Genomic DNA, 18927 nt, shown 5'->3' on the forward strand with positions numbered 1-18927 from the left:
GTGCCGGGCGGCGCCTTTCGAACCCGCATTGGAGACGGCAGGACATGGCATACGAAGACACGCTCTCACTGAAAGAACGCGGCACCGCCCACACGCCCGACGGCCACGCGCAGGTCGCCAACAAGGACGTCGTGCGGCATATTCTCGATCACGCCAAAGCGGAAGGCCGCACCTCGCTCACCGCGCCGGAAGGCAAGCTGGTGTGCGATGTCTATGGCATTTCGGTGCCGAAAGAAGCGCTCGCCACGACCGCGGCCGAAGCCGCGCAATTTGCGACCGAGATCGGCTTTCCGGTCGTGCTGAAGATCGTTTCGCCGGAAATTCTCCACAAGACGGAGGCGGGCGGCGTGCTCGTCGGCGTGAAGAATGCTGCCGACGTCGTGCAGGGCTTCGCGACGATCATGGAGAACGCGAAGCGCTATAACGCGCAGGCGAATCTGCTCGGGGTGCAGGTGCAGCAGATGATCGGCGCCGGCCAGGAAGTGATTGTCGGCGCGGTCACCGATCCGTCATTCGGCAAGCTGGTGGCGTTCGGCCTTGGCGGCGTGCTCGTCGAAGTGCTGAAGGACATTACGTTTCGCCTCGCCCCGGCTACACGCGACGACGCGCGTTCGATGCTCGACGGCATTGCGGCAGCCGAGATGCTCAAAGGCGTGCGCGGCGGCGAGCCGGTTGATCGCGAGGCGCTCGCGGGATTGATTGAAAACGTGTCGCGGCTCGTATCCGATTTCCCGGAGATATCGGAGCTCGATCTGAACCCGGTGTTCGCGAGCAAGCGGGGCGCGATTGCCGCCGACGTACGGATCGTGCTCGACTTCGAGCCGCCTGTGGAACGCTACCGGCCGAGTCAGGAAGACATCGTGCGGCAGATGAACCGCATCATGAAGCCGGACCGCGTCGCTGTCATTGGCGCGTCGGCGGAGGACGGCAAGATCGGCAACTCGGTCATGAAGAATCTGATCAACGGCGGCTATCAGGGAGAGATCTATCCGATTCATCCCAAGGCCGACGAGATCATGGGACGCAAGGCTTATAAAAGCGTGCTGGATGTGCCGGGCGATATCGACGTTGCCGTATTCGCGATTCCGGCAAAATTTGTCGCCGGCGCGCTGACGGAAGTCGGCAAGAAAGGCATTCCCGGCGCGGTGCTGATTCCTTCGGGTTTTGCCGAAACGGGCAACGTGGAGGGCCAGCAGGAAATCGTTGCGATTGCGCGCGAATACGACATTCGCCTGATGGGCCCGAATATTTACGGCTTTTACTACACGCCGAAGAACCTGTGCGCAACGTTTTGCACACCGTACGATGTGCAAGGCAAGGCGGCGTTGTCTTCGCAGTCCGGCGGTATCGGCATGGCTATCATTGGCTTCTCGCGTTCGGCGAAGATGGGCGTGTCGGCCATTGTAGGCCTCGGCAACAAGTCCGATATCGACGAAGACGACCTGCTGACATTCTTCGAACAGGACGAGAACACCGACATCATTGCGCAGCATTGCGAAGATCTGAAAGACGGTCGCGCATTCGCGGAGACGGCGGCGCGCGTCTCGAAGAAGAAGCCAGTGGTGGTGTTGAAAGCGGGCCGCACGAGTCTCGGTGCGCGCGCTGCGAGTTCCCACACGGGCGCGCTTGCGGGCAACGACCGCATCTACGAAGACGTGTTCAAGCAATGCGGCGTTATACGCGCGCGATCTCTACGCGACCTGCTGGAATTTGCGCGCGGCATTCCGAAACTGCCCACGCCGAAGGGCGAGAACGTGGTGATTATCACCGGAGCGGGCGGCTCGGGCGTGCTGTTGTCCGATGCTTGCGTGGACAACCGCCTGTCGCTGATGACCATGCCCGCCGATCTCGACGCCGCGTTCCGCAAGTTCATTCCTCCGTTTGGCGCGGCCGGAAATCCCGTCGACATCACAGGCGGTGAGCCGCCGTCGACGTATCAGAACACCATACGCCTCGGGCTGGAAGATCCGCGCATTCACGCGATCATTCTCGGCTACTGGCACACGATCATCACGCCGCCGATGGTGTTCGCGCGACTCGTTGTCGAGGTGAAGGAAGAGATGAAAGCGCGCGGCATCGAGAAGCCGATCGTTGCATCGCTCGCGGGCGACGTGCAAGTGGAAGAGGCGGCCGAGTACCTGTATGCGCATGGTGTTCCCGCGTACGCGTATTCGACGGAGATTCCTGTCGCGGTGCTGGGTGCGAAGTATCAGTGGGCGCGCGGTGCCGGGTTGATCTGACCTGACGCGTAAAACGGGAGGCGGCACGGTTTTCATCGCGACCAGCGGGGAAGATCGTGCCGAAGCGCTCAAGGAGCGGCATATGGATACGTGGATGCGTTTCATGTCGAACGACGGCGGTGTGGTGTTCGGCCGCGTCGAAGGTGCCTACCTGCACGAGTACGAAAGTCTCGATCAGCCGGTACCGACCGGCGTGGTGTTGTCGACGCGCGCACTGACGCCGCTCGCGCCTTGTGCGCCCGGCAAGATCGTCGCGCTGTGGAATAACTATCACGCGCTTGCCGCAAAGCTCGAGAAGCCGGTGCCGACGCACCCGCTCTTTTTGCTGAAACCAGCGGGCTCGGTGATCGGCTCCGATGAGCCGATCCGCCGGCCGGCCAGCTACGCGGGCAAGATCGTCTATGAAGGAGAGCTGGGCATTGTGATCGGCCGGCGCTGCCGGGATGCCGACGTCGAGGAGGCCGCTCAGGCGATCTTCGGCTACACGCTCGTCAACGACGTGACCGCTGCCGATCTGCTCAACGAGAATCCGCATTTTCCGCAATGGTGCCGCGCCAAGGGCTTCGATACTTTCTGCTGCATTGGCCCGGCGATCGTCTCGGGCTTCAATTGGCAAAGCGCGAATCTGGTGACGATGCTCGACGGTGTCGAGCGGCAGAACTATCCGCTCTCTGACATGGTGTTTTCGCCGGCCGAGCAGGTAAGCCTTATTTCGCAAGACCTCACGCTTGAACCCGGCGACGTGATCGCATGCGGTACGTCGATAGGCGTGGGGTCGATCAAGGACGGAGCGACGGTGTCGGTTTCCATCGACGGGATCGGCACGTTGCGCAACACGCTGAACTCGGCACGCGCGGCCGGTTCAGAGACGCCGAAACCAGGCGTCGTAGCGGGACTCGTTTGAACGGTGGGTCGGTCCGCGGGCCACGAGCGCGCGGAGTTGCATCGAGAACACGAAGGAGCACGCGTGTCGCAAGCGTCAGACAGTACCGTGTGGCTGGGGATGTTCATACCGTTGATGGCAACGCTTGCCGGGCTGTTGGCTTGTGCGCTCGGCTCGGTGCTCGCGGCGCTCGGGCCATTGCCGTTACACGGGCTGCCTCTGATGCCGCGGCCCTCGCCGCGGATGCCGATTCATAACTCGCGGTCGTGCTCGAATTCGGCGCCCGGAAGTCAGCCTTGCTGGCGTGCCGCCGCGTTGGCCGCCACCGTTTCCGGCGTGTTCGCCGCGGGCCTCGGTGCTGGCGTCGCCGATATTTGCGCGGCAGTTGCAGGCGCCGTTGCCGGTGCGCAGTTCGTGCGTCGGCGCAATCTCGCATGGCGCGCCGCGCGCGTCGCGCTGGTGGCGAGCGGTATGGGCCTGTCGATCGTGGTCGCCGGCGTCGCGCGTTATTTATCGCCGCTATCGTCACTACCGTCGTCGATCGAGGCGATCTTCGAGCGAATCGAACTGTGCACGGCGGTGTTCGCCGGCGCGTTGATGTTCGCCACATCGGCGATTGCATTCTGCAAATTGCGCGGCGTGTTGCCGCTTCGTGTGACGGCGCGTCGGGGCCACGACATCGTCAACGTCGCTGCGTTTCTGTTGTGTGGATGGCTCGGCTATGGGTTCGCGACCGAAGCGGTACAGCCGTTCGGACTCGCCGCGCTGCTCGCAATCAGTGCGCTTGCATCTTCAATAGGCGTGCATGCGATGCTCAGTCGGGAGTATTCCGAGTGTTCCGCGTTTTGCGAGTGTCCGAACGTCCACGCGCATGCACATGCCGCGGGCGGCGTTGGCAGCACTGCTGTCGCGATGGACGGGCGACATGACGCACAGCCGGAAGACATGCGTGAGGCGTGGGAGGTCGGCATGGTGCGCGCGGCAGCATACCGCCGCCGTCGAGGCTGGCATAACAGCGGCAACGGGCAATCGCACACTCGCGCATATGCGGCGCGCCGCCTGCCCAGCCGATCTTCGGTAAGCCGACAGCCAAGAAGCCTGCCACGATGAAAGCACAGACCTCGACGGCCTATCTGTCAGCAGAGGGAACGAGAGCCACAGAGTCTCTACGCGGCGGGAACATGTTCCCGCCGTGCTGCTCATTCGCCAGTAGCGGCAAATTCGCTGTAGTACTGCGCTTTCTTCTGCAGGATCAGTTGAGCGAGGAAATCGGCGTCATAAGCGCGATGAAGATGCGCGTGAAAGCGCTCGATAAAAGCGGTGATGCGAGCGGCTTCGCTGTTGAACTCGCTCAGAATGTCGAGCGTGGCGTGGTCCCAGCGAAAGCGCAGACCCAGATCGCTGAACGCGGCGTTGTAGGCGCTCAGATGCGGGTCGTTGGGATGGTCGGCGGTAGCGCGGGCTGTCCGTGCGCTGGCATGAGTCGCAACCGAAGCGTGGTTCATGATCGGCCTCCTGGGCTGACAAGTGATGGAACTCGCTTGCAGCATAGAAGTACTGATCGATTTGCAATAGTTAAAGTTTTATTGGATTTCCATAGGCTATTGCTTATACACGCTCAGTTCCTTCACTCGCGTGATCTTCTCGATGAGGCTCGCGCCCTCTTCCATCAGAAAGCGCTTGAACGCCACGGCAACGGGCGGCAGACGCTTGTTCTTCCGATGAACGACATACCAGTTGAGCATGACCGGGAAGCTCTCGACATCGAGCACGACCAGGTGGCCCAACTGCAGTTCGAGACTGATCGTGTGCGCGGACAGAAACGCGATGCCCATGCCGGCAATGACCGCCTGCTTGATAGTCTCGGTGCTCTTGATCTCCATCGCGATTTTCAGATTGGAGAGGCGACCGGCGAAGCCTTCCTCCATGGAGTTCCAGGTGTCCGAGCCGCGCTCACGTACGATAAATGCCTCGTTCGCCAACTGGCTCATCCTGATGTTGCGCTTTTGCGCGAGCGGATGCGTAGGCGCGGCCACGATCACGTACGGGTGCGGCGCGAACGGCTCGTTCGTGGCGTCCATCTCATGCGGCGGGCGCACCATCACTGCGAGATCGGTCTGGTTGGTGGCGAGCTGATGCAGCAACTCCTCGCGATTGTGCACCGCAAGATTCAGCACGACGCCCGCGTAGCGCCGCGTGAACTCGGCGAGCAGCCGCGGAAAGAAGTAGTCGCCGGCGCTGATGACCGCCACATTCAGCTTGCCACCGGAGACGCCTTTCAACTGGCTCATGGCTTCGTCGACTTCGTGAAACTGCTGAATGATCGCGCGGCTGTAGTGCAGCATTTCGGTGCCGGCTGGCGTGAGGTAAATCTTTTTGCCCAGCTGTTCGAAGAGCGGCAAGCCGGCGTGCTCTTCAAGCTGACGAACCTGTGTGGAAACGGCGGGTTGCGTGAGGTGCAACTCCTCGGCGGCGCGCGAAAAGCTCAAGTGGCGCGCCACGGTCTCGAATACCTTCAACTGCCGGAGCGTGGCATTGCGCATCGTCATGGCCGATGTATAAGCAAACGTGAATCAACATAATAACAAACTTTAATTATTAGTAATTCAGCAATGACCCTAGCATGAGTTTGTAAAGAAAAACGAAGCTGCCGGCCTCACACTCGGGTTAACGCTTGGATTCAGGCGTGGCGGGACCGAAAGGGGATCGGCGGAAAGCAGCAGAAAGGATTAGTCGGAATTAAGAACTTCCCAAAAGGCGATGATTAATTCGCTTTTTAAAAGGAAGCGATTTAAAGACGCAGATATTAAAAATTCCCGAATTGCAAGGCTTTTCGGGTCATAACGATAAGGCGGGACACATACAGCACGGCGCGTTGGCCGGCTGCACTAAATAATTGCGGAGACAAGGCACATGGACGATATCACTCAACAGACCACGGCCCGCGTATTCTGGGCGAACCGTTGGTGGCAGCTCGTCATCGGCATGGTGTGCATGGCGTTGGTGGCGAACCTGCAGTACGCGTGGACGCTGTTCGTCGCGCCGATGGACGCGCGGCATCACTGGGGCCAGGCCTCGATTCAGATGGCGTTCGCGATTTTCATCCTCACGGAAACCTGGCTCGTTCCACTGGAAGGCTGGCTCGTCGACAAATTCGGTCCACGGCCAGTGGTGGCGGGCGGCGCGGTGTGCGCGGGCATTGCATGGGTCATGAATTCGTACGCGACGACCTTGCCGATGCTTTACGTCTCCGCGGTTATCGCCGGGATTGGCGCGGGCGGTGTGTACGGCACCTGCGTCGGCAATGCGTTGAAATGGTTTCCCGACCGCCGCGGCCTCGCTGCGGGCCTGACCGCCGCCGGCTTCGGCGCGGGCGCAGCAGTGACCGTGATCCCGATTGCGAACATGATTACCCGCTCCGGCTACGAGCACACGTTCTTCTTCTTCGGTATCTTGCAGGGCGTCGCGATTCTGCTGCTCGCCATGCTGCTGGTGAAGCCTGTGTTGCGCAAGCACGTGCCCGCCAGGAAGAAATTCGCGGTGTCGAAGGTGGACCTCACGCCCGGCCAGATGATCAAGACGCCAGTGTTCTGGGTGATCTACGTTTCGTTCGTGGCGGTGGCGGCCGGCGGCCTGATGGCAACCGCGCAGATCGGCCCGATCGCGAAAGACTGGGGCCTTGCGCGCATTCCCATGACGATCTTCGGCGTCACGCTGCCGCTGCTGACAGCCACGCTTTCCATCGACAACGTCTGCAACGGCTTCACGCGTCCGCTGTGCGGTTTCATCTCCGACAAGATCGGCCGTGAAAACACGATGTTCGCGATCTTTATCGGCGAAGGGCTCGCGTTGCTCGGCATGATGGAGTACGGCACGAACCCGTATGCGTTCATGACGTTTGCCGCGCTGATCTTCCTCTTCTGGGGCGAAATTTTCTCGATCTTCCCGGCAATCTGCGCGGACACGTTCGGCAGCAAGTACGCGGCGGCGAATGCCGGCACGCTGTACACCGCGAAGGGCACGGCTTCGCTGCTGGTGCCGGTCGCGTCGGTGTTGTCGGCAACGGGTGGATGGAGCCTCGTGTTCACTGTTTCGGCTGTGATTACGATTGTCGCCGGCGTGTCCGCGAAATTCATTCTGGCGCCGATGCGCTCCCGCTGGATCCACTCGCAGGACGAGCCTCAGCCGGGCGTGCTCGCCGTCGCGGGTAACGGCAAAGCCTCGCGGCTGAGCCACTGGCCCGAGCAAACCGGCGAATAGGCTGCCGAGCCGTTCGCGGCCGGCCATGACCTCATGAATGTTTCGTTGCAGCAACTCAAGGTGTTTGTTGCCGTCGCGCGTGAACGGAGTTTCACGCGCGCGGCGCGCGAGTTCGATCTGACACAGTCGGCGGTGAGCCGGTGTGTGCGGGAGCTCGAAGATGCGGTCGAACTCAAACTGTTCGATCGCACGACGCGCCAGGTTCAACTGACGCACGCGGGCGCAAGTCTCGAACGAAGGATTGGCCGCCTGCTCGATGAAATCGATCTGACGTTGCGCGAAGAGCGGGCCGCTTACGAAGGACACCGCGGCGTCGTCGCTGTGGCGAGCAATCCTGTGTTGTCGTCGGGATGGGTCGCACAGGGACTCGCGCGTTGTGCGACGGCATATCCAGAACTGACGGTCACCGTCGAGGATCAAGCCCAAAGCGGCGTACTCGCGAGCGTCGAGCACGGCGAAGTCGATTTCGGCGTGGTCTCGCTGGCCGCGCCGCTCGCCAACGACCAGTTGCACGCGCAGGTCATGTTCACGACGCCGCTGCATGCGGTGATGCCGTCGACGCATCCGCTGGCCCGCCACGCCAGCGTCGCGTGGGCGGCGCTGCATGACTGGGCGCTCGTCACATTGAATGCGGACGCGGGGGTGCGTGCGGCGCTCGATCCGGCCCTCAACGCGAACGGACTGAAGCGTCGCCCGGTGCAGGAATTCGGACATGTGGCGGCGGTGTTGCGCATGGTGGAACTCGGGTTGGGCGTCGGCGTTCTGCCCGTCGACGCGCATTGGCCCGCCGTCGGCGAGTCGCTGGTGAGCCGGCCGCTCGTTCCTGAAATCGCATTGACGACGCTGCTCGTGCATCGCCGCAATCGCTCGCTAAGGCCGAATGCCGCGGCCGCGTGGGCCGAGTTCGCGGCGCATGGCGGAGCGCCCTCTACGAACGCAAGTCCGGACGACGGTTCGGGCGAAAGCTCAATCACAACCCCATCCACAACGTCGGCCGCATCCCCGCACGCGTCACCTCGCGACTCTTCCTGGCCTGCGGCCGCGCGCAGCGGCGCGGCGCTTCACGAGCCGTAGCGCTCGATCGACTTGCCGAAACCGGCCTTCGCCCCAAGGCCGGCTAGCAGCAATCAGCCCAAGCAACATTTCAATGCAAGGAGCTTCATGATGGACACTGATACCGGCCTCAGGCGCCATGACCTGTTGATCGACGGCAAGCGGTTGCCGCCGGCCACGGGCGAATATTCCGTCAATATCAATCCGGCTACCGAGGAGCCGATCGCGCACGTTGCACAAGGTAGCGCCGCGGACGTCGACACGGCAGTGCATGCAGCGCGCGCCGCATTGAAGGTGTGGAACGGAATCAAGGCGGCGGAGCGCGGCCGCATTCTGTCCCGCCTTGCTGGCCTGATGCGCGACAATCTCGACGAACTGGCCGCGCTCGAAAGTCTCGACGCGGGCAAGCCGATTGCCGCCGTCATGCGCCAGGACGTTCCGGCCGCGATCGATACGCTCGAGTACTACGCAGGCTGGTGCGACAAGATCAACGGGCAGGTGGTGCCCGTTCGGCCGGACGCTTTGACCTACACGTTGCGTGAACCGGTCGGCGTGGTCGCTGCAATCGTGCCGTGGAACTTCCCGCTGATGATCGGTATGTGGAAAATCGCGCCGGCGCTCGCGTGCGGTTGCACGCTGATTGTGAAGCCCGCCGAGATCACGCCGCTCAGCGCGCTGCGCATCGGCGAGCTCGCGCTCGAAGCGGGCGTGCCGCCGGGAGTACTGAATATCGTCACGGGCAAGGGACGTGTGGTCGGCGACGCGCTCGTCGCGCATCCAGGCGTTGACAAGGTTACGTTCACCGGATCGCCGTCGGTGGGGCGCGGCATTCTGCAGGGCGCGGCCGGCAACTTCAAACGCGTGACGCTGGAACTCGGCGGCAAGTCAGCCAATCTGATTTTCCCCGATGCGAATCTCGACAACGCAGTGCGGGCCGCGGCGTCGGGCATCTTCTTCAACACGGGACAAGTGTGCTCGGCGGGCTCGCGCATTCTCGCGCATCGCGATGTCTACGACGAAGTGGTGGAGCGCCTCGCCGCGCGCGCAAAGTCGATCAAGGTTGGCGATCCGTCGTTGCGCGAGACGTCGATGGGTCCGCTTATCTCCGCCGCGCAAATGAAGACCGTGCTCGGCTATGTCGATGCCGGGCGCTCCGAAGGCGCGTCGCTGGTGACAGGCGGCGCGCGCATCGGCGAGCGCGGCTTCTTCGTGGAGCCGACGGTGTTTGCCAACGTCGAGCACGAGATGCGCATTTCGCAGGAGGAGATTTTCGGGCCCGTGGCGAGCGTGATTCGTTTCAACGACGAAGCGGACGCTATACGTATCGCGAACGGCACGTTGTACAGCCTCGCGGCCGGAGTGTGGAGCGCGGACATTGGTCGCGTGCATCGCGTGGCACGGGACCTGAGAGCGGGGACCGTCTGGATCAATACCTACGGCTATACCGACGTGCGCCTGCCTTGGGGCGGCTCGGGCGATTCGGGCTTCGGCCGCGAGCACGGCGATGTGGCGATTGAAAACTTCACCGAGCCGAAAGCGGTCTGGCTGGCCATCGATCAATAGCAGCTGTATTTTGCCGCGCAAATAAAACGGATCGGACGCCCGGCGGCGTCCGATCCTTTTTCAACGTACCGCGATGAACGCGAGAAGCGCAAACAAGTCCTATAGGATCACGCGCCCTGCAATGCCATGCGTTCGCGCAGTTTGACGAGCGCAAGCACGACGTCGATGGTAGGCGTCGGCTCGTTGACGAGGTGTCCCATTTCCTGCACCACAGTCAGAAGCGGATCGATTTCCATGGGCCGCCGGTTCTCCAGATCCACGAGCGTCGACGTTTTATGTGCGCCGACCGCGCCCGCGCCGTCGATACGCTTTTCCACGTCGACCCGAAAGTGCACGCCGAACTGATCGGCAATGCGCTTTGCCTCGAGCATCATCGTGCGCGACACTGCGCGCGTGCCGGGGTCGCTCGTGAGCACGTCGAGTGTTGCATGCGTCAACGCGCTGATCGGGTTGAAGCACAGATTGCCCCACAGCTTCAGCCAGATTTCGTCGCGGATGTTGTCGCGGATCGGCGCCTCGAAACCCGCTGCCTGCATGATCTCGTGCAACTGCTGGATGCGCGGCGTGCGCTCGCCGCTCGGCTCGCCGATCGGAAACTTCTTGCCATATACATGCTTGATGAGGCCCGGTTCCACGATTTCTGCGGCCGGATAGAGCACACATCCGATCGCCCGTTCGGGGCCGAGCTTTGTCCATTGACTGCCGTCCGGATCGACGCTCGCGAGCCGCGTGCCGGCGAACTTGCCGCCGTGTTGATAGAAGTACCAATACGGAATGCCGTTGACCCCGGTCACGACGGCAGTGTGTTTGCCGAGCAGCGGCTGCATCGCGTCGACAACGCCAGGCAACGAGTGCGCCTTCAACGTAATGATCACGAAGTCCTGCACGCCGAGTTCGCTCGGGTCGGACGTGCAGCGAACCGGCGCGCTGACCGTCTCGCCGTCGATAATCAGACGCGCGCCGTGCTCGCGCATTGCCGCGAGATGCGCGCCGCGCGCGATGAAACTGACGTCGGCGCCGGCGCGTGCCAACTGCACGCCCATCAAGCCGCCTATCGCTCCCGCTCCGAAGATGCAGATCTTCATGATGCCGCTCCTGTGACTATGAGAAGTCGCTTGCCCATGCCGCGTCTCGCCGAGCACGGCGGCGGGTCACTTAATGAGCATAGGGGCGTGCGGTCAATACAGATAGTTAAACTTTCTCGGCGCAAGCATTAGGCATTGCTTATGGACGGCGCCCCTCTGCACGCGGTTCTAAGAAGGTCAGGCACGTCTGACCAGCAGGAAACTGAGTCCGATGGCTGCGAGGAATGCGCCGCAGCTGCGATTGAACCAGCGCCTGACGCGAGCGCGCACAAGCCACTTGCCGAGATGCATCCCCGCCCACGAGTAAAGCGCGATAGCCACGCATTCCAGCACGAGGAAGCTCATCCCCAGCGCAGCGAATTGCGGAAGCATCGGTTTCGCGATGTCGACGAATTGCGGTAGAAATGCGGTAAAGACCAGTATCGCCTTGGGATTGCCCGCTGCCACGAGGAATTCCTGGCGTGCGATCCTCGCGAGCGATGCCGGTTGCTCTTGCGTGGTGTCCACCGCAGGCGCGTCGCTGCGCCACAGTTGAATGGCGAGCCAGATCAGGTAAGCGGCGCCCGCGAGTTTGATGGCGAGAAAGAACCACTCCGATGCATGCAGCACGACCGCGAGACCGGTGGCGGCGAGCGCAATCATGGTTGCAAACGCGACCAGCCGTCCGGTACCGCCGAGAAACGCGGTCATGAAGCCGTGCCGCGCGGCCACGTTGATCGAAAGCAGATTGTTCGGCCCCGGCGCGAGATTGATCGCGAAACAGGCGGGGAGAAAGAACAGCCAGGCGGTGGTGGACATGGAGCCTCGCAGGGAATGAACGCGCGGGCGCGAGCCAGGTGCAAACCCGTAAACCCGCAAGCGCGCAAACTGAAAACGCGCCGCGCTGGTTCCGATTGTAGCGAAAACCGGTGGCGCGTCGGCTCGCGTCTGCGCTGACGGGCGTTTGCAGGTGTCGTTGGAAGACGCCTCTGGCCCACTCAGTCCTCAGTTCACTGCATTGATGAACCCGCTATCGCCCACCAATGCGTCGACGCTAAGCCTCACCGTGTCTTCGATCGCAATGGAACTGCTGGTGAATTTCGGCGATTTCCGTTTGACGGTCTTGGTGGTCGAGAACACAACCTTTTGCGTGGCGGAATCCGTCACCACGTAGCGCATCTTCAGTGTCCACAGCGCGGGCGAACGGACGTCGTCGACAGTAAATTTTTCGATGTTACCGCTCAGCACTTTCCTACCATCGTTGAGATGGAAGCCAGCAACCTTGAGACGATTCGCGATGCTCTCGCGCACCGCCTGGTTGATATCGTTTTTCAGCACCAGGGCGGTCATCGCCGTGTTTTCGATGCGATTCGGCGACATGCGTCCTTCAATAGCCGGCATGTAGGCGAAATCGCGGGCGGGCGCGACGCTGAGCCAACCCGTGGAGTGTGCCGCCGCGCGGGGCGGGCTGTTCAGCCCAAACCACGACCACGAGCAGGCGGACAGCATCAAGGGCAGCGCGATCACGCCGCAGCCCTTGAGCACGATATTTCCCAAGGTCGCCGGCGTGCCCGCTGCCGGGCGCGCCGGATGACGCGAAAGCGAACCATGCCGCGCCGATTCGGGCGCTGTGCTGGAACAAGCGGCGGTCGAGATCAGAAGAGTGGCCCTTTAAGTGGTGATACATGCCGTTGAAGAACAGCATGGTAACAGCGGGCACCTGCGCGCCATCTTCGAAATAAAAAGCGCCGGGGCGCTGCCATTAGAAGAAGCCGGCTTTGCCCTGTGTCATATCGACTAGCGTGCGCCGTGCGTCGTCGACCGCGTTGACCGGCAAGCGGATGGTGATCTTCACGAGCATTGCGTGCGCGGTATCGGCGAGCGCGTAGCCTTGAGCTTCGATCCATCGCCGCACTTTGGCTTCGTCGGCGTAACCGACTTCGACGGTCAGCGACCCCTGTGCGATCCGCTCGACTCGCGGCGCGTCCAGCAGCGCCGAAGCAATTGCGTCGGTGTATGCACGCACGAGGCCGCCCGCGCCGAGTTTGACGCCGCCATAATAACGGACTACCGCGCCCAGCACGCCGTCCAGATCGTGGTGCCGCAGCACTTCGAGAATTGGCCGGCCCGCGGTGCCGGACGGCTCGCCGTCGTCGGACATGCCGGACTGACCGCCTGCCAGCAGCGCCCAGCACACGTGCGTTGCGGTGGGGTGCTCGTCGCGCAGACGGCGCAATTCGTCCATCGCGGCGTCGCGATCCTCGACCGGCACGGCGTACGCAATGAACCGGCTCTTGCGAATCTCGAGTTCGTGGATGTGCCGCGTGGACAGCGTGTAAGTCACCTTCGTAATTCCAGTCAATAGCGATAGTCAAGACAACTCGTGAGCCCGTTGAAGCCCGCGACTCGAATGATAGCCAGTTTGCGAGACGTAGCACGATATCGCGCCGGCAAGCGCGCTACGTGCGTCGCAAGTACACTGTTCGAACCGTCCGCTTGCATCGGACGGGCGCAAACAATCTGGAGACGACATGCTCGAGCTATCCTCGTTAGGCACTTTCATTGCCGTTGTATTCGGCCTCTTTCTGATTCCCGGGCCCGCCGTGCTGCTGGTTTTGACACGCACGGTGCACGGAGGACGCAAGGCCGGCATCTTCACCGGCCTTGGCATTGCAGTAGGCGACTTCATTCACACGCTGGGCGCGGCCGTTGGCCTCTCTGCCTTGCTGATGACGTCGGCACTCGCGTTCAACGCGGTCAAATGGATCGGCGCCGCTTATCTGGTTTATCTGGGCATTCGCGCATTGCGTGAAAAGCAGACCAACGCGAATGTGCCCGCGAGCGCGCCCGTGTCCGCGTCGAAAGCGTTCTTCCAGGCCATTCCCGCCGAGGTGCTCAATCCGAAGACCGCGCTTTTCTTTCTCGCGTTTCTTCCGCAATTCGTTCATCCCGAACATGGCTCCACGTTTTTGCAGTTCACGACGTTGGGCCTGATTTTCGTCGGCATGAGCGCGCTTTACACCACGCTGATCGTATTGACGATTCGCCCGCTCGGCAGGCTCATCAAGCGCCTGACGTGGCTGCGGCGGTGGCAGAACAAGATCATCGGTGTGCTGTTTATTTCGCTTGGACTGCGCGTGGCGACGCAAACGCGCTGAGCGCCCGCGTGTTCCCACGCCCTTTTGCCATCTATGCGAGCGGCGAAGTCTCTTGTCATAGTTAGCGCTTTCCCGTTCAACTGGCCCGCATTGCACGAGAATAGAGATGGACCACATCACCGCTTCCGCAACCACGCCAGCACGCCGGATCGAGTTCTGGTTCGACTTCGGCAGCAACTATAGCTACCTGAGCGCCATGCGCATCGAGGCTGAGGCCGCGGCGCGGGGCGTGAGCGTCGATTGGCGGCCGTTTCTGCTAGGGCCGATCTTTCGCGCACTTGGTTTCGACAATTCTCCGTTCGTTCTGCAAAAGGAGAAGGGCGCCTACGTGTGGAAGGACATGGAACGGCAGTGCCGCAAATACGGCATTGCGTTGACACGTCCGAGCGTTTTTCCGCGCGCAGCGTTACTCGCGCTGCGTGTAGCACTGCTCGGCGCAGAGCGCGAATGGATTGCCGCGTACTGTCGCGAGATCATGCAGCAGAATTTCGTGCATGACCGCGATATCGGTTCGATCGAAGTAGTGAGCGAAGCGCTCGCGAAACTCGGGTTGCCTGCGCAACAGATCATCGCGGAAGCGCAGAGCGACGCGAACAAGCTGCGTCTGCGTGAACAGACGGAAGTTGCCGCGTCGAAAGGCATCTTCGGCGCCCCTACGTTCTTTGTCGGCGACGAAATGTTCTGGGGCAACGACCGGCTGGAAGACGCGTTGGACTTCTGCTATTCGTCGCCGCGCTGACAGAAGCGCCTGCCAGGCACATGCGATACGACGGCCTGCGCAATTTCGAGCGGTGTACTTTCGGCAGGCACCACGCGGCGACTTGCTTCGGGCGTGTGCTTCATGGTCCATTCGACGAGCCGGTACGAACGTCCCCAAGGCGGTTGCAGCGGGTCAGAGACCTTGCATGAGTGAATCTGCCGGACCCATTCGTTGTCAGGCATGGCGCGCAGATGCTCGAATACCTTGTTCTCAACCATGGTGTGACCTCTTTCTTTTTCGCAGGCATACAGCCTGTCTTTTAGCGCGTCGGCAAACATCGCTGAAAAAAAACGCCGCCGGTGATCTGGCGGCTCAACAGGGGATGTTGAGTCGCATGGTTGCAGCAAAGAATTAAGCGAGACTTAAGATCGCGCAAATCCGTACGCATACGCGGAGCGGTCGGGCCCAGCGTCACGCGCCGGGTCGCGCATCCGGCGGCACGCCGAGCAGTTGCAACGCGCCGCCCGTTACCGCGCTGAACACCGGGCCGGCGACAGTGCCGCCATAAAACGCCTTGCCGGCCGGGTCGTCGATCATCACGGCGACAATCAGTCTCGGGTCGCTCATGGGCGCCATTCCGACGAAGAGTGCACGGTAGCGATTCTTCGCGTAAGTCGCGCCGACCTGCTTGCGCGCAGTCCCGGTCTTGCCGCCCACACGGTAGCCTTCCACTGTCGCGGCCCGCCCCGTGCCGCCGTCGCCCGTCGCCATTTCCAGCATCGAGCGGATCGCGCGTGCGGTGCCGGGCGTGGTGACCGCGTGGTGCGTTTGAGCAGAAGCGCCTGCACTATTGCCGCCCGCCTCGGTGCTCTCGCGTAGCAACCGCACGCGGTGCATCGTTCCGTCGCCGGCATAGGCGGTGTAGATCTGTGCGATCTGCAATAGCGAAGCGGAAAGTCCGTAGCCATATGCCATGGTCGCCTGCTCGATCGGGCGCCAGCGTTTGCAGGGACGCACCTTGCCAGATGCCACGCCTGGGAACGTCAGATCGGGCCGCAAGCCCAGCCCGTATTCCTGGTACTTCGTCCAGATTTTCTCGGCCGGCAAATTGAGCGCGAGCTTGGCGAGCGCAATGTTGCTCGACTTCTGCACCGCTTCCGCAACAGTCATCGCGCCGTGATTCGACGTGTCGTGGATCACCGCGGGACCGATCTTGTACCAGCCCGGCGCCGTGTCGATCACGCTTTGCGGCCGCACTTTGCCTTCGTCGATGGAAAGCGCGACGACCACTGGCTTGATCGTCGAACCCGGCTCGAACGTGTCCACCACCGCGCGATTACGCAGTTGCCGACCGGTCAGACGCGCGCGGTCGTTCGGATCGAAGCTCGGATAATTGGCGAGCGCGAGGATCTCGCCGTTGCGCGCGTCGAGCACGACTACGCTGCCTGCTTCCGCGCGATGTCTGGCAATCGCGTCCTTCAACTGCCCGTATGCGAGTTGCTGAATGCGCCGGTCGATGGTCAGATGGATCGTCTCGCCGTTCTGCGCGGGTACGAGCGGGCGCGTCTCGGACACGACGCGCCCGAGCCGGTCGCGGATTACTTCGCGATGGCCGGGCACGCCGAGCAGTTGTTCGTTGGCCGCCAGCTCGACGCCTTCCTGACCGTTGTCCTCGATGTCCGTAAAGCCGACCACGTGCGCCGCCGACTCGCCTTCCGGATAGAAACGCTTGGAATCGGCAATCTGCGTGATGCCCGCGAGTCCGAGCCTGGAAAGATGGCCGGCGGTATCCGCGTCGACCTGACGCTTTAGCAGCACGAACGTCTTATCGCCGCTCAGGCGACGACGCAGTTCCGCGAGCGGCAGATCGAGCAGCTTCGAAAGCGGCGGCAACGCGGCTTCGTCGAGTAGTTTCGGGGACGCCCAGATCTCGTAAGTCGCGAGACTGACGGCGAGCATCGAGCCATTGCGGTCGACAATGCGGCCGCGCGTTGCATCCAGTTCGATCGTGCGTTGGTAGCGCTTTTGCCCTTGATCGACGTAGAAGTCGCGATTCACCACTTGAACCCAGAGCGCGCGGCCGGCGAGCGCGGCAAATGCGCCGAACACCAGCACGACGATGAACTTCGAGCGCCACATTGGAAGGCGCGCAACGAGCAACTGGTTCTTTGCGACCGGCGCGTACGGGTCGCGTGGTTGAGACTTTTTCTTCTGGATCATAGAGGCGGATAAACAGCGGATTGACTTGCATCGCTCAAAAGCGGTGCGGCTCATTGTAATGAGAACGTAATCTTTATGAGGGATTACTGCAAGTCAACTCGCGCGACGGGCGAAAAAAAGCCGCGCGGATCCGAAAATCCGTGCGGCTCGTGTTCAAGTGCTTCTTTGCGTCGTGTTGTCTAGTTGTCCGTTGTTTCTTGACGCTTCCCGTTGCGCTTTCTCAAGCTCGTCATCGTCAGGCCGGCAGCGCAAAGCTGGAAATCGCTTCGCGCAGAACGCCCACCTGGTCCTTCAGCGAGTGCGCGGCGGCAGCGGCCTGTTCCACGAGCGCCGCGTTCTGCTGCGTGACCTGATCCATTTCGCCGACCGCGCGATTCACCTGCTCGATGCCCGCGCTCTGCTCGCGCGACGCGTTGCTGATTTCCTCGAGGATCTCGTTCACGCGACGCACCGATTGCACGATCTCGCCCATCGTCGAACCCGCGTTGGACACGAGCGACGCGCCTGCTTCAACGGTACTCGTCGACGTCTCGATCAGCGCCTTGATCTCCTTGGCGGCCGTGGCCGAGCGTTGCGCGAGACTGCGCACTTCCGCGGCGACCACCGCGAAGCCGCGTCCCTGTTCGCCCGCGCGGGCCGCCTCGACCGCCGCGTTCAGCGCGAGAATGTTGGTCTGGAACGCGATGCCGTCGATCACGCCAATGATGTCGCCGATCTGCCGCGAGCTCGTTGTGATCTCGCCCATCGTACGGACCACGTCGTCGACGACGCGGCTGCCGCGCGTGGCGACGTCCGCGGCCTGACCCGCGAGTTGCGCGGCTTGCAGCGCGCTGTCGGCGTTCTGCTTCACGTTGACCGTCATCTGATCCATGCTCGACGCCGTCTGCACCAGCGCGGCCGCCTGTTCCTCGGTGCGCTGCGACAGATCGGTGTTGCCCGCGGCGATTTCGGTCGCGCCAATGTTGATGTTTTCGGTGCCGGTACGCACGCGCGAAACGGTGTCGACGAGACCGGCCTGCATGGTCTGCAGCGCATGCAGCAGGCTGCCGGCGTCGTTGTCCTTGACCGGCACGCGCGTCGCGAGGTTACCGCGCGCCATCAGTTGCGCATGTTCGACGGCCACTTCCAGGTCGCCGCCCAGCGAGCGGCGGATGCTGCGCAACACGAGCAGCATGATGGCCGTAGCAACAGCGCCGAGCGCGACGGTGATGGCGAGCCAGCGCAAGAGATTTGAATAAAACGCGCGCTGCACGTCGTCCATATACATGCCGGTGACGACATACCAGTCCCACGGCTGGAAGTGCATCGCATAGCTCGTCTTGGCCACGGGCTTTTCGCTGCCGGGCTTGGCCCACAGGTAGTCGACAAAGCCGCCGCCTTCGCGATTGCCTGCTTTGACGATGTCCACGAACAGATGGTTGCCCGCCGGGTCGGTGAATTGCGCCAGGTTCTTGCCGACCATCTCTTTCTTGAACGGATGCATCAGCATGACCGGCTGGGAATCGTTCACCGAGATGTAGCCGTCCTTGCCATAGCGCATCGCCTCGATTGTTGCGAGCGCCTGCTTCTTCGCTTCGTCCTCGGTGATGACGTGTTGCTGCGCCAGCGTGTAGTAACGGCTCACGACGTGATTCGCCTGATCGATCAGCGACGTGAGCTGATCGCGCCGGTCGGCAATCATCGACGCACGGTTTTGCCATGCACCGAAGCCGCCGATCAGGATCAGGCCGAACCACAGGACGGCGATCATTGAGGCCAGTTTTTTGTTCAAAGTCATAGCGATGGG

General features: G+C 62.1%; 17 protein-coding genes. 8 read left to right on the plus strand and 9 right to left on the minus strand.

What is annotated here, in order from left to right:
* The first annotated feature begins 44 nt into the window (after nt 1-44).
* From BCA01S_RS13995 to BCA01S_RS14005, 3 genes are all read left to right on the plus strand, one after another.
* Complete coding sequence (locus BCA01S_RS13995; RefSeq protein ID WP_027777426.1) at nt 45-2240, plus strand: acetate--CoA ligase family protein; 2196 nt, start codon at nt 45-47, stop codon at nt 2238-2240.
* Between the two features lie 82 nt (nt 2241-2322).
* Nucleotides 2323-3144, plus strand: a complete 822-nt coding sequence (locus BCA01S_RS14000) for a fumarylacetoacetate hydrolase family protein (RefSeq protein WP_027777427.1) — start codon at nt 2323-2325, stop codon at nt 3142-3144.
* Nucleotides 3145-3207: 63 nt separating this feature from the next.
* Nucleotides 3208-4233: an NAD(P)(+) transhydrogenase (Re/Si-specific) subunit beta gene (locus BCA01S_RS14005; RefSeq protein ID WP_027777428.1), complete on the plus strand. Its 1026-nt coding sequence runs from the start codon at nt 3208-3210 to the stop codon at nt 4231-4233.
* 89 nt (nt 4234-4322) lie between these two features.
* Here the strand turns inward: BCA01S_RS14005 and BCA01S_RS14010 are convergent, their stop codons facing one another.
* Both BCA01S_RS14010 and BCA01S_RS14015 read right to left on the minus strand, forming a co-directional pair.
* Entirely contained in the window at nt 4323-4628 is a 306-nt protein-coding gene (locus tag BCA01S_RS14010; protein ID WP_027777429.1) for a hypothetical protein, read from the minus strand.
* A gap of 96 nt (nt 4629-4724) precedes the next feature.
* Nucleotides 4725-5672, minus strand: a complete 948-nt coding sequence (locus BCA01S_RS14015) for a LysR family transcriptional regulator (RefSeq protein ID WP_027777430.1) — start codon at nt 5670-5672, stop codon at nt 4725-4727.
* 364 nt (nt 5673-6036) lie between these two features.
* Between BCA01S_RS14015 and oxlT the strand changes: the two genes are divergently transcribed.
* The 3 genes from oxlT (at nt 6037) to BCA01S_RS14030 (ending at nt 9999) form a co-directional block, all read left to right on the plus strand.
* Nucleotides 6037-7383, plus strand: a complete 1347-nt coding sequence (gene oxlT, locus BCA01S_RS14020) for an oxalate/formate MFS antiporter (protein ID WP_027777431.1) — start codon at nt 6037-6039, stop codon at nt 7381-7383.
* Nucleotides 7384-7416: 33 nt separating this feature from the next.
* Nucleotides 7417-8457, plus strand: coding sequence for a LysR family transcriptional regulator (locus tag BCA01S_RS14025; protein ID WP_027777432.1), 1041 nt, complete (start codon nt 7417-7419; stop codon nt 8455-8457).
* Nucleotides 8458-8547: 90 nt separating this feature from the next.
* Complete coding sequence (locus tag BCA01S_RS14030) at nt 8548-9999, plus strand: aldehyde dehydrogenase family protein (protein ID WP_027777433.1); 1452 nt, start codon at nt 8548-8550, stop codon at nt 9997-9999.
* 107 nt (nt 10000-10106) lie between these two features.
* Here BCA01S_RS14030 and BCA01S_RS14035 read toward each other — a convergent pair whose 3' ends face one another.
* From BCA01S_RS14035 to BCA01S_RS14050, 4 genes are all read right to left on the minus strand, one after another.
* Nucleotides 10107-11084 carry a 2-dehydropantoate 2-reductase gene (locus BCA01S_RS14035; RefSeq protein ID WP_027777434.1) on the minus strand — a complete coding sequence of 326 codons (978 nt, stop codon included), beginning with the start codon at nt 11082-11084 and terminating at the stop codon, nt 10107-10109.
* Between the two features lie 177 nt (nt 11085-11261).
* Nucleotides 11262-11882 (minus strand): LysE family translocator, encoded by a 621-nt coding sequence (locus BCA01S_RS14040; protein WP_027777435.1) that lies wholly within the window; start codon nt 11880-11882, stop codon nt 11262-11264.
* Nucleotides 11883-12068: 186 nt separating this feature from the next.
* Complete coding sequence (locus tag BCA01S_RS14045; RefSeq protein WP_027777436.1) at nt 12069-12608, minus strand: hypothetical protein; 540 nt, start codon at nt 12606-12608, stop codon at nt 12069-12071.
* A gap of 217 nt (nt 12609-12825) precedes the next feature.
* The gene (locus BCA01S_RS14050) at nt 12826-13407 is read right to left on the minus strand and encodes an IMPACT family protein (RefSeq protein WP_027777437.1); all 582 of its coding nucleotides are present in this window, start codon (nt 13405-13407) and stop codon (nt 12826-12828) included.
* A 187-nt stretch (nt 13408-13594) separates the two neighbouring features.
* Here BCA01S_RS14050 and BCA01S_RS14055 point away from each other — a divergent pair, with 187 nt between their 5' ends.
* Together BCA01S_RS14055 and BCA01S_RS14060 are read left to right on the plus strand one after the other, a co-directional pair.
* Nucleotides 13595-14221, plus strand: coding sequence for a LysE family translocator (locus BCA01S_RS14055; RefSeq protein ID WP_027777438.1), 627 nt, complete (start codon nt 13595-13597; stop codon nt 14219-14221).
* Between the two features lie 106 nt (nt 14222-14327).
* Nucleotides 14328-14960 carry a 2-hydroxychromene-2-carboxylate isomerase gene (locus BCA01S_RS14060; protein ID WP_027777439.1) on the plus strand — a complete coding sequence of 211 codons (633 nt, stop codon included), beginning with the start codon at nt 14328-14330 and terminating at the stop codon, nt 14958-14960.
* Here BCA01S_RS14060 and BCA01S_RS14065 read toward each other — a convergent pair.
* From BCA01S_RS14065 to BCA01S_RS14075, 3 genes are all read right to left on the minus strand, one after another.
* On the minus strand, nt 14942-15199 hold the full coding sequence (locus tag BCA01S_RS14065; protein WP_020068060.1) for a DUF2866 domain-containing protein: 258 nt from the start codon (nt 15197-15199) through the stop codon (nt 14942-14944). The genes BCA01S_RS14060 and BCA01S_RS14065 overlap by 19 nt on opposite strands.
* A gap of 193 nt (nt 15200-15392) precedes the next feature.
* Complete coding sequence (locus tag BCA01S_RS14070; protein ID WP_027777440.1) at nt 15393-17141, minus strand: peptidoglycan D,D-transpeptidase FtsI family protein; 1749 nt, start codon at nt 17139-17141, stop codon at nt 15393-15395.
* 235 nt (nt 17142-17376) lie between these two features.
* The gene (locus tag BCA01S_RS14075) at nt 17377-18918 is read right to left on the minus strand and encodes a methyl-accepting chemotaxis protein (protein WP_027777441.1); all 1542 of its coding nucleotides are present in this window, start codon (nt 18916-18918) and stop codon (nt 17377-17379) included.
* Between the last annotated feature and the right edge of the window lie 9 nt (nt 18919-18927).

The organism is Paraburkholderia caledonica NBRC 102488, from assembly GCF_000685095.1.
Lineage (GTDB): Bacteria > Pseudomonadota > Gammaproteobacteria > Burkholderiales > Burkholderiaceae > Paraburkholderia > Paraburkholderia caledonica.

What these genes read in the sequence shown, in the direction of transcription:
- BCA01S_RS14070 (WP_027777440.1), bottom strand. Translation starts at nt 17,141, where the DNA reads ATGATCCAGAAGAAAAAGTCTCAACCACGCGACCCGTACGCGCCGGTC.
- BCA01S_RS14000 (WP_027777427.1), top strand. Translation starts at nt 2,323, where the DNA reads ATGGATACGTGGATGCGTTTCATGTCGAACGACGGCGGTGTGGTGTTC.
- BCA01S_RS14015 (WP_027777430.1), bottom strand. Translation starts at nt 5,672, where the DNA reads ATGACGATGCGCAATGCCACGCTCCGGCAGTTGAAGGTATTCGAGACC.
- BCA01S_RS14035 (WP_027777434.1), bottom strand. Translation starts at nt 11,084, where the DNA reads ATGAAGATCTGCATCTTCGGAGCGGGAGCGATAGGCGGCTTGATGGGC.
- BCA01S_RS14010 (WP_027777429.1), bottom strand. Translation starts at nt 4,628, where the DNA reads ATGAACCACGCTTCGGTTGCGACTCATGCCAGCGCACGGACAGCCCGC.
- BCA01S_RS14030 (WP_027777433.1), top strand. Translation starts at nt 8,548, where the DNA reads ATGGACACTGATACCGGCCTCAGGCGCCATGACCTGTTGATCGACGGC.
- oxlT (WP_027777431.1), top strand. Translation starts at nt 6,037, where the DNA reads ATGGACGATATCACTCAACAGACCACGGCCCGCGTATTCTGGGCGAAC.
- BCA01S_RS14025 (WP_027777432.1), top strand. Translation starts at nt 7,417, where the DNA reads ATGAATGTTTCGTTGCAGCAACTCAAGGTGTTTGTTGCCGTCGCGCGT.
- BCA01S_RS13995 (WP_027777426.1), top strand. Translation starts at nt 45, where the DNA reads ATGGCATACGAAGACACGCTCTCACTGAAAGAACGCGGCACCGCCCAC.
- BCA01S_RS14075 (WP_027777441.1), bottom strand. Translation starts at nt 18,918, where the DNA reads ATGACTTTGAACAAAAAACTGGCCTCAATGATCGCCGTCCTGTGGTTC.
- BCA01S_RS14065 (WP_020068060.1), bottom strand. Translation starts at nt 15,199, where the DNA reads ATGGTTGAGAACAAGGTATTCGAGCATCTGCGCGCCATGCCTGACAAC.
- BCA01S_RS14055 (WP_027777438.1), top strand. Translation starts at nt 13,595, where the DNA reads ATGCTCGAGCTATCCTCGTTAGGCACTTTCATTGCCGTTGTATTCGGC.
- BCA01S_RS14060 (WP_027777439.1), top strand. Translation starts at nt 14,328, where the DNA reads ATGGACCACATCACCGCTTCCGCAACCACGCCAGCACGCCGGATCGAG.
- BCA01S_RS14040 (WP_027777435.1), bottom strand. Translation starts at nt 11,882, where the DNA reads ATGTCCACCACCGCCTGGCTGTTCTTTCTCCCCGCCTGTTTCGCGATC.